We start from the raw sequence: 13,785 nt of genomic DNA, 5'->3' as shown, positions 1-13,785 counted from the left end.
GTGCCATTTTTCAATCTCCATCAACCAGAGATGACATAACCGTTGCATGGCGCCATTGAACACAATCGAATCCCTCTTCCATGCCCCGGTCAAGCGCATCCTGGTGCTGTCCTACTCGCAGACCGGGCAGCTCGCCGAGATTACACAGCGTATCGTCGAACCACTGCAACGGGACAGCAGCATCGCCGTCCATATCGAGACCCTGCATCCGATTGCGCCTTATCCTTTTCCGTGGAGTTTTTTCAGCTTCTTCGATGCCTTTCCCGAAGCTGCCCACATGGTCGCGCCAGCCTTGCTGCCGATGTCCCTGAGTGGAGATGAGGATTTCGATCTGGTGATTCTGCCGTACCAAGTCTGGTTTCTCGCGCCATCATTGCCGGTCACCGCTTTCCTTAAACACCCGCTGGCCAAGAAACTGCTGGCAGGCAAGCCGGTGGTCACCGTCATTGCCTGCCGCAATATGTGGCTGCTGGCGCAGAGCAAGATGAAGGGGCTGCTGGAAGCCTGTGGTGCGCGTTTGCTTGACAACGTCGCGCTAGTCGATCCCAGCCCCACCATGACCACCTTGTTTACCACACCATTGTGGCTTTTCAGCGGCAAGCGCGATTTCCTGCCGGGGCTGCCGGCAGCAGGTGTGGATGCCGACAGCATCAAGGCGACAAGCCGCTTTGGTTTTGCGCTGCGCGACGCTTTGAAAAACGATCAGGAGTGTGGCACTGCGCCCCTTCTCACCGGCTTGAAAGCGGTGGATGCCGATCCGCATCTGCTGTTCAGCGAGAAGGCCGGAACGCGTAGCTTCTACCTATGGGGCAAGTTGCTGCGCGCCGTGGGTGAACCCGGGCAGTTGCGTCGTCGTCCCTTCCTTGTTTTGTATGTCGTTTTTTTGGTCACCTTGATTTTGACCGTTGTGCCTCTGAGCTTGCTGATACAGACTCTCCTGCGGCCTTTCTTGCTACGGCGCTTCGCCGTGCTCAAGCAAACGTTTGACGCGCCGTCGGGTTCCGGTAATGAGAGGATGTCTGTGTATGAGCAATGAGGTTTTTCTGACGCGCACGTCGGCTTACCTGCCACTGGAGCCCGTGGCCAACGACGACATGGAAGCGGTGCTTGGCATGATCGGTGGACGTGCCTCACGGGCTCGGCGTATCGTGTTGCGCAACAACGGTATCCAGAGTCGCCACTATGCGCTTGACCGTGTTACGGGCGAGCCGGTGATGTCAAACGCTGAGTTAGCCGCCAGAGCGGTGCGGGCCCTGGGCGATGTGGGCGCCGTAGACTGCCTGGCGGCCTCCACCTCGCGTCCCGATCAATTGATGCCGGCGCATGGTGTGATGGTGCACGGTGCCTTGGGCTGGCCACGGCTGGAAGTGGTGTCGTTGGCAGGTATCTGCCTGGCCGGTGGGGCGGCCTTCAAGTACGCCTGGCTGGCGGTGCGTGCGGGTGATGCGCAGCGTGCCGTGGCGGTGGCCTCCGAGATGGCGTCGCTTGCTTTGCGCGCCCGCAACTTCGATGCCGAAGCTGAGCACAAAGTCCATGCGTTGGAAGAGCGACCCGAGATCGCCTTTGAGAAAGATTTCTTGCGCTGGATGTTGTCCGACGGCGCGGGTGCCGTGCTGCTGGAGAACAAGCCAAGCGGGCCGCTCAGCCTGAAAGTGTTGTGGGTGGAGTTGTCCTCCGCCGCGCATGAACTTCCCGCCTGCATGTATTCCGGCGCAGAGAAGAACGACGATGACTCCCTGACCGGATGGCAGCTGTTTTCGAACCAGGAATTGGCGACACGTTCCGTGTTCACGGTGAAGCAGGATGTGAAGCTGCTCAACGAACATGTGGTGCGCGCCACGCTCACCGAACCGCTGCGCGAGCTGGTGAAGAAGCACGGGCTGGCCGACCGGCCCATCGACTGGTTCCTGCCGCACTACTCTTCTCTATATTTCGCCGAGCCGCTGGCCGCGGGGGTGGCCGAAGCCGGCTTGAACATTCCCGCGGAGAATTGGTTCACCAACCTGGCCGAAAAGGGCAACACCGGCTCTGCGTCAGCCTTCATCATGCTCGATGAGCTGTTCCGTTCCGGACGTATCCAGAAGGGCCATACTATCTTGATGTTTATCCCGGAAAGCGGCCGATTCTCTAGTGGCTTCATCTTTATGGAGGCTGTCTGATGGACGTGAATGACGTGCCGCAAGAAGGCAACCGTACGCTGGGCTGCCATCGCAAGGCGCTGTATGCCAAAGATGCCTCTGGAAAAATGGTGATTGTTCCCTCGCGCGGCTCGGAGGTGGATGAAACCGTGACCCTGCAGGCCGTCCACAGAATGACCGCATTGACCGACGATGCCAAACAGCGAGTGCTTGCTGGTCATAGTTCACCGCTGGAGTACTGGATGTGCGCGCGGCGCATGGATGTGCCGCTGCTGTCGCAAATCAGCGGCCTCTGGCAATGGCGTATTCGCCGACACTTCAACCCACAACGTTTCAAGCGGCTATCGCCCAGCGTGTTGGCTCGTTACGCCGAAGCGCTCGGTCTGAGCGTCGCACAGTTACAGGTATTGCCATGAGCACCATCAGTACCATCGCCAAGAATTTCCAGCATCGACATGCTGCGCATTGCGAGAGCGGCGCCGCCGCGAACCTGATGACGCACCACGGCGTGAAGCTCTCTGAAGCCATGGCTTTCGGCTTGTCTTCAGCCTTGTCATTCGCCTATCTGCCCTTTGTCAAGCTCACCGGCTTTCCGCTTATCGCGTACCGCATGCCGCCCAAGTTCATCCTCAAGGGCATGCGCAAACCGTTTCAGGCGCATTTCAATTTCGAAACCTTCAGTACCCCCGACGCGGGCATGCGCAGACTCGATGCCTTGCTGGCGCAGAGCAAGGTGGTCGGCCTGCAAACCTCGGTGTTCTGGCTGCCGTATTTCCCCGAAGACATGCGCTTTCACTTCAACGCGCACAACTTGCTGGTGTATGGCAAAGAGGGCGACGACTATCTGATCAGCGATCCGGTAGCGGATCTACCGCAACGCTGTGCCAGCGCTGACCTGCAGCGCGCCCGTTTTGCCAAAGGCGTGCTTGCGCCCAAGGGCATGCTGTATTGCCTGGAGCGTATCGGCCGCACCGAAGTCAGCGCGCAAGCTGTCAAGAGCGCGATCAAGAAAACGGTGCGCATCATGTTGGGCCCCATTCCCATTATCGGCGTGCGGGGCATGCGCATGCTGGCGAACAAGGTCGCCCGGCTTGACACTTCGGAGCACAGCCTCAACTACGTCGGCAACATCGTGCGCATGCAGGAAGAGATCGGCACCGGCGGGGCGGGTTTCCGTTTTATCTATGCCGCCTTTTTGCAGGAAGCGGCCCAGATCACCGGCCTTGCCGAGCTTGCAGGCTTGTCGGAACGCCTGAACGAAATCGGCGATGGCTGGCGTGAATTTGCCCTGAAGGCGGCGCGCATGATCAAAGGCCGCGAGCTCTTCGAGCCGAAGCGGCTGGCCGAGATGCTGCGTACCCAGGCCGAGCACGAGACCGAATTCTTCCGGACCTTGAAGCGCGCCGTGGCCTGATGCTCGCCATCCGCAAGCTGAGCTTTCGTTATCCCACCGCGAACGTGGCGGCGCTGGAGGACGTGTCGTTCGAGGCCCGGCGCGGCGAAGTGCTGGGCTTGCTGGGCCCCAATGGCGCCGGCAAAACCACGCTGATTGCGCATTTCACCGGGCTGCTACCGATCCAGCAAGGCGACATCACCCTCGATCAACAACCCTTGGACGCGGAGCGCGCCCGCCAGCCGACACGCATTGCCGTGGCGCCGCAGGAATACGCTTTTTATCCCAGCTTGAGCGTGGCTGAGAATCTGGCTTGTTTCGCCGGCACCGGCAGTTTGTCGGGGCGCGCAAAAAAATTGCGCATCGCTGAGTGCTTGGCGTTCGCCCAGTTGGAGCGCTACGCCACGGTGCGCGCGGATCGCTTGTCCGGCGGTCTCAAGCGGCGGCTCAATCTGGCCATTGCCTTGCTGCACCGTCCCGAATTGCTGCTGTTCGACGAGCCCACCGTCGGGGTCGATCCGCAATCGCGGGCCTTTCTGCTCGAAGCGATCAAGCAGCTGGCGCAGGATGGCTGCGCGGTGATTTATACCTCGCACTACATGGAAGAGGTGGAGGCCATTGCCGATCGCGTCGTCATCCTCGACCAGGGGAGGGTGCTGAGGCAAGGTGTCTTGAGCGAACTGCTCGCCACCGGTGCTACGCAATTGCAGCTGGCGGTGGAAGGTGATGCACTTGAACGCTTGCAAACCCTGTTGTCTGCATTTGGTGACGTCAGCCCCCAGCGTGCGGGCATGCAGCTCACGCTGGCTTCGCGACGCGATTTCGCCGCGGTGATTGCGGCTCTGGATGCCGCTGGCCTGGTGGTGAGCCATGCACGCTTTGGGCATGCCGATCTGGAACAACTGTTCATGTCGCTGACCCACCATTCTTTGCGGGACTAGGATGAAACCCTCATGCTCATCGCTACGCGTATCGCCGCCCCCCAAGGGGGCGGGTCAGTGCCTACGGGCGGCCGGGCGGTACTGACATGCTGCTGGCCTTGATGAAGAAAGAGCTGCTGGCCCTGTCGCGCGACATCCATGGGATGGGTGCGCTGTTCATCATGCCGATGGTGTTCATCATCGTCATGTCGATGGCGCTGAAGGACGTCTACACCCCGTCCATCAAGAGCCTGACCTATGCCGTCGTGAATCAGGACCAGGGTAAAACCGCCACCCAACTGGTCGAGCGCTGGGCCAAGGAAGCCGGTGCCGCGCAGCCTTTACCCGAGAAATGGCAAGACGAAGTGCACTCCGGCCGCCTGAAATATGTGCTGCTGATTGAAGCAGGTTTCTCCAAGGTGATGGACGACCTCGGCAGCCAAGGCGAGGCCAAGGTGCGCTTGCTTGCTGAGCCGGGTCTGGACAACAGCGTGTTCGAAACCAGGCGCATGAACCTGCTCGCCATCGCCACGCAACTGCGAGTGGAAGGCCTGGTAGCCAGACTCCCCCGCAAACTGAATGTGAATGCCTCTGCTCTGACCGGCGATGCACCGGTGGCGGCCGAGCGCATGGCGCAGGGGCCACGCCCGACCGCGGTGCAGCAAAACGTGCCGGCCTGGCTGGTGTTCGGCATGTTTTTTGTGGTCGCCTCCATCGCTGGCTTGTTCGTGGAAGAGCGTGCCTGCGGCGCACTGGCGCGCTTGCGTAGCCTGGGGGCCCGGCCGTGGCAGTTGATCGTGAGCAAGATTTGCCCCTATTTGGCGGTCAACGGTGTGCAGGCGGCGCTGATGCTGGCGGTCGGCGTCTGGCTCATGCCCTGGATCGGCGGCGAAGGCCTGTCGCTGCAGGGTGTGCATTGGGGGGCGTTGCTGCTGATGCTGCTGGCGATCAGTCTGGCGGCTGTCAGCTTGGCGTTGGCCGTGGCCTGCCTGGTCAGTACCCATGCGCAAGCGGCCACCCTGGGTCCTATTCTTAATGTGCTGATGGCGGCTTTGGGCGGCGTGATGGTGCCACTGTCTGTCATGCCGCCTGTCATGCAAAAAATTGCCGGCTACTCTCCCATGAACTGGGGGCTGGAAGGCCTGCTCCATGTGCTGTTACGCAGCGGCGATGTTGCCAGCGTGCTGCCCCAGGTCGGGCGGCTGGCTGGTTTTGCCGTGCTGATGTTGATGATCGCCTTTGGCCTGTTCCGGCGTCGGGTTTGATGCAGAAATCCCGCGCTTTCCAATTCAGGTGTTGAAAATTGACCAATCTTTTGCGCGCGGGATCGGCCAGGACCGCAACGCCACTGCGCTGGTTTCCGCGATCATTGCCATGGCCGATGGCCTGGATCTGAAGGTCGTGGCGGAGGGCGTCGAAATGATGCAGCAGAGCGATTTCCTGCTATCCCGAGGCTGTACCGATGCGCAAGGTTTTTATTTCAGCAAAGCGGTAGCGGCAGATGCGTTTATCGGGCTGTTGAACCGATAACATGGTTGACATCTGCGTCAGGATGGGGACGGGGCCAATCGAGACCGGCAGCAACACCAAGTGGTACAGTTATGCTTCATCTGACGGCACGCTTATGATTCAAGCGACTGTTGTTGGCATCGCCCTGTTTGCGCTTCCCCTCTTGGCAGGTTTATGCCTGCAGCGACACCTCTTCCGAACGCACTATTGACACAATCTGACCTTCCCTTTTTGCTCGACACGCTGGACGCCAACGCTCCCTTGGCGCAGCGCCATCTGTGGCTGATTGGCTTGCTGGATTGGATACGCGGCGACGGCAGCTCTGCTGACGCATCGGTGCGCCGGATGCAGTTTTTCCTGGAGGCGCTGCAGACACGGCCGCAGCTGCAGGAGGGCCTGCGTGCCTGGTGGCTGGTATTGCTGCAGACCGTGGACAGCACCACCGTGCTGGCCGACTATGGTTTTTCGCATAGCTCGGCATTTCTGAGCGAGCTGGCTGGCCGCCTGGGTCGCAAGATTCTGCCCGCTACCCCTGAAACTACCGATGCCGCGGAGCTGTTCAGCCTGGTGCTGAGCGACAAAGCCGATGCGGAGTGGTTGGCGGTGCTGGACAGTGGCAGCTTGCAGTGCCTGGCTGGGCTGCTGACGGCACCGTCTCGGACACCGTGCGTTACTCTGTGGCAAGACGCTTTGCTGCAGGCGATTGTTTTTTGCACCAGCCAGATTCGCGCCACGGGCTTTGCCTCTGAGCTGCGCCTGCGCATGAGTGACGGTGCGCGCCAGGCCCAGCCGTTTAGCGATCTGTCGGCCGATGTGGATGCATTCCGCCTGGCCTTTATCGCCACGCCACGCGAGCCTCAGGAACTGGAGGCTGCGGCGCAGCGCCTGCGTGAGCGCCTGGAACTGTGTCGCCAGGCCGCGGCCAGCGTGTATCCGCATTTGAACGAGCACGGCATTTCGATCAACCTGGTGTTCATGTTGCGCCAGCTGCGCGAGCGAGTCTTGCGGGTGCGCGACCTGATGGATGGCCTGGTGTCGCCCACACCCGAGGCCAGTGCTGCGCGCCTGGTATCCAAGCTGACCGAAGCCGGGCAGGAGCGGCGCAGCGTGCGCGCTCTGGTCCGTGTGAATGCCTCCATGCTGGCGGCCAAGGTGACCGAGCGCAGTGCCGAAACCGGTGCGCACTACATCACCCGCGACCATGCCGAATACCGTGGCATGCTGGCCAAGGCCGCCGGCGGCGGGGCCGCCACCTCATTGACCACCTTACTCAAGTTCGCAATCGGCGCCCTGGGCCTGACGGCGTTCTGGTCCGGCATGGCGTCCGGCCTGATGTATGCCGCCAGCTTTGTGCTGATCCAGCTGCTGCATTGGACACTGGCTACCAAGCAGCCGGCGATGACGGCGCCGGCCATGGCGGCCAAGCTCAAGGACCTGAGCGGCGGCAGCGCCGTGGATGAGTTTGTGGACGAGGTAACACACCTGGTGCGTTCGCAGGTGGCTGCTGTACTGGGCAATGTGGGCATGGTCGTGCCCTGTGTCTGCCTGATCAGCTTTGGCATGCTGTGGCTGGGCGGCAAGCCCATGATCAGCAAGGCCGAGGCCGCGCATGTGTTCCAGACCCTGCACCTGCTCACGCCCAGCACCTTGCTGTTCGCGGCCTTTACCGGGGTACTGCTGTTCCTGGCCAGCCTGATTGCCGGCGCAACGGAAAACTGGTTTGTGCTGCACCGCCTGGACTCGGCCCTGCGCTACAACCCGCGCATCACCGCCGTGCTGGGCGTGGCGCGCGCCGACCGCTGGGCGCATTTCATGCGGGAGCATATTTCGGGCTTTGCGTCGAACATTTCGCTGGGCTTCATGCTGGGCCTGTTGCCGCCGGTGTTGGCTTTTGTGGGCCTGGGGCTGGAGGCGCGCCACGTCACTTTGTCGTCCGGGCAACTGGCGGCAGCGGCTTCGGCGTTTGGCGCCCATGTGTGGACTATGTCGGCGTTTTGGTGGTGCGTCGCGGCGATCCCGCTGATTGGCGCGCTGAACCTGACAGTGAGCTTCTTCCTGGCCCTGCAGCTGGCATTGGGCGCGCACAGCGTCAGCGGCTTGGACCGTCTGCGCCTGCGTTCGGCCGTGTGGCAGCGGGTACGCCAGCAGCCGCTGAGCTTTCTCTGGCCGCGCCGTAAGTGTTAAAGAAAATATGCTTCCAGCGCACGTGCTACCTGCGCTGGAGGCTATTATTTTAGGAGTCTTCCTCGGGCGCGGGTTTCAAGGCCAGGGCGGCGCTGTACAAGAGTTTGCGCGGCTGGCCGGTGATGTCGGTACACAGTTGCACCGCGGTTTTCAGCGGTAGCTCGGCCAGCAGCAGCTTGAGTATGCGCAAGTCTTGTTCTGGCGTCTCGGCGGGTGGGGCAGGGTGTACCACCACCACAAATTCTCCGCGTGTGCGCGATGCCTGGGCTGCCAGCCAGCCGGGCAGTTCCTGCGCCGGCACGGTGGCAATTTCCTCAAACTGCTTGGTGAGCTCGCGCGCCATGGTGATCGGGCGTGCGCCCAGGCATGCCAGGCTGCGGGCCAGCGCCTCGATGCGGTGGGGGGCTTCCAGCAGCACCACGGCGCGTGGTTCGGCCAGCAGGCCTTGGGCGGCGGTATCGCGTTCGGCTGCCTTGCTGGACAGAAAACCAATGAACACAAAGCCCGTGTCCTGCACGATGCCGGCCGCACTTAGTGCGGTGGTGATGCTGCTGGCACCCGGCAGCGGCACTACCGGCAGGCCTACGGCTCGTGCTGCGGCAGCCACGCGGGCGCCGGGGTCGCTGACGGCGGGCGTGCCCGCGTCGCTCACATAGGCGATGCGCTCGCCCTGCTGCAGGCGCCGCACCACGTTCTGGGCGGCCTCGGATTCGTTGTGCTGATGCACTGCCAGCAGCTGCGACGATGGCTTGTCGATACCGTAGGCGCGCAGCAGAGACTGGGTGTGGCGTGTGTCCTCGCAGGCAATCGCATCCACCAGACCCAGCACATGCAGGGCGCGCAGGCTGATGTCACATAGGTTTCCAATCGGCGTGGCCACGATATAGAGCGTGCCCGCCGGATAATGCTGCGAAGACGCGGCCTCGTGGGCGGCGTTCAAGGCGGAAGCAAAAGAAGCGCTCAATGGGTTTCCTCAAAAAATTAGCTCTGACACGCATGGGCACGGCGCCGACCACCAAGCAAGCTGGTGATGCGGCCGAAGACCAGGCGCTGGCGCATTTGCAAGCCCAGGGCCTGCGTCTGCTGGAGCGCAATTATCGGACGCCCGGCCGGGGCGGCGGTGAAATCGATCTGGTGATGCGCGCACCGGACGGCACGCTGGTGTTTGTCGAGGTGCGCAAGCGCGCAAACGCGGCCTTTGGCGGTGCCGCAGCCAGTGTCAGCACCACCAAGCAAAAGCGCATTGTGCTGGCGGCGCGCCACTATCTGCTGGGCCTGGCCACGCCACCGCCGTGCCGCTTTGACGTGGTGCTGCTGGAGGCGCAGGGCCTGCAATGGCTGCGCGCCGCATTCGACGCTGCTTGAAACGCCGCTTACCCCGTGGCTACACCGTGACTACATATGGCGGGGGTATCATCGCGGACCATGATTGAACAACGTATTCAGCAGCATTTCATCGACAGCGCCGACCTGAAGTACCAGTCTGCGCAACCCCTGAGCAAGCCCATTGCGGCCGGCATCCAGGCCATGCTGGCCAGCGTGACCAGCGGCGGCAAGGTGCTGGCTTGCGGCAACGGCGGCTCGGCAGCGGATGCGCAGCATTTCGCGGCGGAGTTTGTGGGCCGTTTTGAGCGTGAGCGGCCCGAGCTGGGGGCGATTGCGTTGACCACCGATAGCTCCATCCTCACTGCCATCGGCAACGACTACAACTTCGACGTCATCTTCGCCAAGCAGGTGCGGGCTCTGGGGCAGCCGGGTGATGTGCTGCTGGCAATCACCACCAGCGGTAATTCGGCCAATGTGCTGGCAGCCATTGAGGCCGCCCATGAGCGAGAGATGACCGTGGTGGCCTTGACCGGCAAGGGCGGCGGTAAGATGGGCGCGGCACTGCGTGAGACCGACGTGCACATCTGCGTGCCGCATGACCGTACGGCCCGCATCCAGGAAGTCCATTTGCTGGTCTTGCACTGCTTGTGCGACGGCGTGGATTCGCAGCTGCTGGGCGACCTTGAGGCGCCTCTTTAGGCTTTTTAACCCCTTTGAATGTGAAAGACACTATGCGTCCGTTTTATTTGACTTGTGTGGCTTCGGTGGTATTGGGTGCGAGCCTTTCGGCGTGCGTGCCGCTGGTGATGGGCGGTGCATTTGTCGGCTCGGCCATGGTGGCCACGGACCGCCGTACTTCCGGCGCCCAGCTGGAAGACGAGGGCATCGAACTGCGCGCCAACAACCGCATTGGCCAGGCGCTGAGTGAGCAGGCACACATCAATGTGACCAGCTACAACCGCCAGGTCTTGCTGACCGGTGAAGTCCCCACCGCAGCCGACAAGCAGAAGCTGGACGACCTGGTGTTGAAGGTGGACAACGTGCGTTCGGTGGTGAACGAGGTAGCGGTGCTGGGTACGACCTCGCTGTCGCAGCGCTCGTCGGATACCCTGGTGACGGGCAAGGTCAAGGCCGCGCTGGTGGACGCGCGTGATCTGCAGTCGAATGTGTTCAAGGTGGTGACCGAGCGTGGCGTGGTCTATTTGATGGGCCGAGTTTCACAACGCGAAGCCGACCGAGCCACCGAGCTGGCCCGCAACGTCAGCGGTGTGCAAAAGGTGGTGCGTGTGTTTGAGGTGCTGAGTGAGGACGAGTTGAAAAACGCTGTTCCCCAGCCTGCCCCCGTGAGCACGGCAACGCCGGCGTCCTGAGTTCTGACGCCATAAGAAAAAGCCCCTGGCATCTGGATGCCAGGGGCTTTTTCATGGGTGGGTGCAAAGCGGAATTACTTGAGGCGCTTGATCAGGCTGGACGTGTCCCAGCGCTGGCCGCCCATCAGCTGCACATCGGCATAGAACTGGTCCACCAGGGCCGTTACAGGCAGGCGTGCGCCGTTGCGCTTGGCCTCGTCCAGCACCAAGCCCAGGTCCTTGCGCATCCAATCCACCGCGAAGCCGAAATCGAATTTGTCGGCCACCATGGTCTTGCCACGGTTGTCCATCTGCCAGCTTTGGGCTGCGCCCTTGCCAATGACGTCCAGCACCTGCAGCATGTCCAGGCCAGCGCGCTGGCCGAAGGCCACGGCTTCGCTCAGACCCTGCACCAGGCCGGCAATGCATATCTGGTTGACCATCTTGGCCAGTTGGCCAGCGCCGCTTTCGCCGACCCGGGTGATGGCACGGGAGAAGGCCATGGCTGTGGGGGCGATGGCGTCAAAGGCCTGTGCGTCGCCGCCGCACATGACTGTCAGCAGGCCATTCTGTGCACCCGCCTGACCGCCGGATACGGGTGCGTCGATGAAGCGCAGGCCCAGGGGGCGTGCGGCAACATCCAACTCGCGGGCCACTTCGGCCGACGCCGTGGTGTGGTCCACAAAAATTGCACCCGGCTCCATGCCGGCAAATGCACCGTCAGCGCCCAGCGTGACGGAGCGCAGGTCGTCGTCATTGCCCACGCAGCAAAAAACGATGTCGGCACCCTGCGCAGCCAAACGTGGGGTTTCAGCATGTTTCGGGGCCGTAGTGCTGGAATACTCTGCGCACCATGCTATGGATTTTGTAGTGGTGCGGTTGTACACCGTGACCGCGTGCCCAGCCAAGGCCAGATGCCCTGCCATGGGGTAGCCCATCACACCCAGGCCAATGAAGGCAACTTTTTTGGACAGGACGGAATCGTAGGTTTTCGGGTTGGTGCTGGACATGGAAAGGAAAAAGATAGAGGTTGGAAAAATCAGTGGCCCACGCAAACTAGCGTGCCGGGCTTCATTCGCGGGATACCACGGGACCGGCTTCGCCGGGCCGTAGGTATCGCCCCCTGCAAGGGGGTTGGCGGAAACACGCAGTGTGTAGCCTGGGGGTGAGCCTAAACAATCGCGAAATGCTCCGTGCCCGCCGCCAGGTCCTGGGTCTTGGCGCGCTGGCTGTTGAGCTTGATCTGCAGACGCAGGTCGTTGAGTGAGTCGGCGTTGCGCAAGGCATCTTCGTAGCTGATGAGCTGGCCCTCGTAAGCATCGAACAAGGACTGGTCAAAGGTCTGCATGCCGAGGTTGCGGCTTTTCTTCATCACCTCCTTGATTTCCGAGACTTCGCCCTTGAACACCAGGTCCGAGATCAGCGGCGTATTCAGCAAGATTTCGACCGCGGCGGTGCGGCCCTTGTTGTCTTGGCGTGGTATGAGGCGTTGCGACACGATGGCGCGCAGGTTCAGCGACAAGTCCATCAGCAACTGGGGGCGGCGGTCTTCGGGGAAGAAGTTGAGTATCCGCTCCAGTGCCTGGTTGGAGTTGTTGGCGTGCAGCGTGGCCAGGCACAGGTGGCCGGTTTCCGAGAACGCGATGGCGTGTTCCATGGTGGTGCGGTCGCGTATTTCGCCCATCATGATCACATCGGGCGCCTGGCGCAGGGTGTTCTTCAGTGCGATGTCCCAATTGTCGGTGTCCAGTCCGATCTCGCGGTGGGTCACTACACAGTTCTTGTGGGCGTGCACAAATTCCACCGGGTCTTCGATGGTGATGATGTGGCCGAAGGATTGGTCATTGCGCCAGTCCACCATGGCAGCCAGGGTGGTGGTCTTGCCGCAGCCGGTGGCGCCGACCAGGATGCACAGGCCACGCTTGGTCATGACCACGTCTTTCAGTACGGGCGGCAGGCCCATGCTATCGATGGTGGGCACGGAGTTGGGAATGACGCGTATCACCAGACCGACCTTGCCTTGCTGCATGAAGGCATTTACCCGGAAGCGGCCAATGCCGGCCGGGGAAATGGCAAAGTTGCATTCCTTGGTACGTTCAAACTCCGCCGCTTGCTTGTCGCTCATGATGGCGCGGGCCAGCGCCAAGGTGTGAGCGGAGGTCAATGGCTGGGGCGAAACCTTGGTGACGCTGCCATCCACCTTGATGCCGGGCGGAAATTCAGCGGTCAAGAACAAGTCGCTGCCATTGCGACTGACCATCAATTTCAGAAGGTCGTTGATGAACTTGCTGGCCTGGTCACGTTCCATTGTGTTGCCTTTTTAGTTGGGTCGGTCGCTGAATCGGGCGCTGATGGCGCGCAGACGCAGCGAGAGTTTGCGTGCCAGCAAGGCAATCAGGCTGGCCGCAAGGCGCGGATCGGTGTTCATCATGTCGTCCATGGACTCGGCGCTGAGCACGGCGATCTCACAGTCGTCCAGGGTGGTGCAGGCAGAAAACCGCATGCCGCTGTCCAGCAGTGACATTTCACCCAGGATGTCACCCGGCTTGGCTTCTGCCAGGCGCAGATGCTCACCCCAGGGTTGCAACCGGTCGATGGCGATGGTGCCTTTGAGCAAGACGACCATGAAGTTGCCGTATTCGCCCTGGCGGATGACGTCGCGTCCACCCGGTACCAGGGCAAACTGGCAAAAGCGCTCCATGCGCTCGATGGAGGCGGCTTCCAGGTGCTCCATATTCTTGTCTTTGGCCCATAAGCTTTGCAGCAGCTTGACGCTGCTGGACGAGGCCAGGCGCTTGGCGCCAACTTCCACCGCGCGTGCATCCCAGGGCACCAGCATGGACGGGTCCACATCCTGGCCGTTGAATGCCGTGGTGAACAGCACCGAGTCGGGAGCGGTCGCGTCTGGTTCCGGTTCTTTTTTATTGAGTAAAAACTCGAGAATACCCTTCATGGGGCGCTCCAAT

15 protein-coding genes are annotated in these 13,785 nt (G+C 61.7%); 11 read left to right on the top strand and 4 right to left on the bottom strand.

Going from position 1 to position 13,785, the window contains the following annotated elements:
- Positions 1-46 precede the first annotated feature (46 nt).
- The 8 genes from AC07O2_RS24510 to tlpB all read left to right on the top strand — a co-directional run bounded on the left by AC07O2_RS24510 (position 47) and on the right by tlpB (position 8,144).
- On the top strand, positions 47-1,036 hold the full coding sequence (locus AC07O2_RS24510; protein ID WP_495234764.1) for a dialkylresorcinol condensing enzyme: 990 nt from the start codon (positions 47-49) through the stop codon (positions 1,034-1,036).
- Positions 1,026-2,159 (top strand): beta-ketoacyl-ACP synthase III, encoded by a 1,134-nt coding sequence (locus AC07O2_RS24505; protein WP_495234763.1) that lies wholly within the window; start codon positions 1,026-1,028, stop codon positions 2,157-2,159. The genes AC07O2_RS24510 and AC07O2_RS24505 overlap by 11 nt, the downstream gene beginning before the upstream one ends.
- Entirely contained in the window at positions 2,159-2,554 is a 396-nt protein-coding gene (locus tag AC07O2_RS24500) for a DarG family dialkylresorcinol biosynthesis protein (protein WP_495234762.1), read from the top strand. The genes AC07O2_RS24505 and AC07O2_RS24500 overlap by 1 nt, the downstream gene beginning before the upstream one ends.
- Positions 2,551-3,552: a BtrH-related acyltransferase DarH gene (darH, locus tag AC07O2_RS24495; RefSeq protein ID WP_495234761.1), complete on the top strand. Its 1,002-nt coding sequence runs from the start codon at positions 2,551-2,553 to the stop codon at positions 3,550-3,552. Before AC07O2_RS24500 ends, darH begins: the two co-directional genes overlap by 4 nt.
- The gene (locus AC07O2_RS24490; RefSeq protein ID WP_495234760.1) at positions 3,552-4,472 is read left to right on the top strand and encodes an ABC transporter ATP-binding protein; all 921 of its coding nucleotides are present in this window, start codon (positions 3,552-3,554) and stop codon (positions 4,470-4,472) included. Before darH ends, AC07O2_RS24490 begins: the two co-directional genes overlap by 1 nt.
- An 86-nt stretch (positions 4,473-4,558) precedes the next feature.
- The gene (locus tag AC07O2_RS24485; protein ID WP_495234759.1) at positions 4,559-5,716 is read left to right on the top strand and encodes an ABC transporter permease; all 1,158 of its coding nucleotides are present in this window, start codon (positions 4,559-4,561) and stop codon (positions 5,714-5,716) included.
- Positions 5,691-5,981: an EAL domain-containing protein gene (locus tag AC07O2_RS24480; protein ID WP_495234758.1), complete on the top strand. Its 291-nt coding sequence runs from the start codon at positions 5,691-5,693 to the stop codon at positions 5,979-5,981. Before AC07O2_RS24485 ends, AC07O2_RS24480 begins: the two co-directional genes overlap by 26 nt.
- A 186-nt stretch (positions 5,982-6,167) precedes the next feature.
- On the top strand, positions 6,168-8,144 hold the full coding sequence (gene tlpB, locus AC07O2_RS24475) for a transporter-like protein TlpB (protein ID WP_495234757.1): 1,977 nt from the start codon (positions 6,168-6,170) through the stop codon (positions 8,142-8,144).
- A gap of 49 nt (positions 8,145-8,193) precedes the next feature.
- Here the strand turns inward: tlpB and rsmI are convergent, their stop codons facing one another.
- The gene (gene rsmI / locus AC07O2_RS24470; RefSeq protein WP_495234756.1) at positions 8,194-9,108 is read right to left on the bottom strand and encodes a 16S rRNA (cytidine(1402)-2'-O)-methyltransferase; all 915 of its coding nucleotides are present in this window, start codon (positions 9,106-9,108) and stop codon (positions 8,194-8,196) included.
- Here rsmI and AC07O2_RS24465 point away from each other — a divergent pair.
- The 3 genes from AC07O2_RS24465 to AC07O2_RS24455 are packed head-to-tail and all read left to right on the top strand — an operon-like array spanning position 9,108 to position 10,840.
- Positions 9,108-9,509: a YraN family protein gene (locus AC07O2_RS24465; RefSeq protein WP_495234755.1), complete on the top strand. Its 402-nt coding sequence runs from the start codon at positions 9,108-9,110 to the stop codon at positions 9,507-9,509. The two genes, rsmI and AC07O2_RS24465, sit on opposite strands and share 1 nt — an antisense overlap.
- Positions 9,510-9,569: 60 nt before the next feature.
- Positions 9,570-10,169, top strand: a complete 600-nt coding sequence (locus AC07O2_RS24460) for a phosphoheptose isomerase (RefSeq protein ID WP_495097687.1) — start codon at positions 9,570-9,572, stop codon at positions 10,167-10,169.
- Between the two features lie 20 nt (positions 10,170-10,189).
- Positions 10,190-10,840 carry a BON domain-containing protein gene (locus tag AC07O2_RS24455; protein WP_495097686.1) on the top strand — a complete coding sequence of 217 codons (651 nt, stop codon included), beginning with the start codon at positions 10,190-10,192 and terminating at the stop codon, positions 10,838-10,840.
- Between the two features lie 74 nt (positions 10,841-10,914).
- Here the strand turns inward: AC07O2_RS24455 and AC07O2_RS24450 are convergent, their stop codons facing one another.
- The 3 genes from AC07O2_RS24450 to AC07O2_RS24440 form a co-directional block, all read right to left on the bottom strand.
- A complete protein-coding gene (locus AC07O2_RS24450) occupies positions 10,915-11,829 on the bottom strand; it encodes an NAD(P)-dependent oxidoreductase (protein ID WP_495234754.1) in 915 nt (304 codons plus the stop codon).
- 161 nt (positions 11,830-11,990) lie between these two features.
- Positions 11,991-13,127, bottom strand: coding sequence for a PilT/PilU family type 4a pilus ATPase (locus tag AC07O2_RS24445; RefSeq protein WP_495097684.1), 1,137 nt, complete (start codon positions 13,125-13,127; stop codon positions 11,991-11,993).
- A 12-nt stretch (positions 13,128-13,139) separates the two neighbouring features.
- Positions 13,140-13,772: a cyclic nucleotide-binding domain-containing protein gene (locus AC07O2_RS24440; protein ID WP_495234753.1), complete on the bottom strand. Its 633-nt coding sequence runs from the start codon at positions 13,770-13,772 to the stop codon at positions 13,140-13,142.
- Positions 13,773-13,785: the final 13 nt, after the last annotated feature.

The sequence above is a fragment of the Rhodoferax sp. GW821-FHT10B06 genome (genome assembly GCF_059415605.1).
This window is presented reverse-complemented; position numbering and strand designations above follow the sequence as displayed.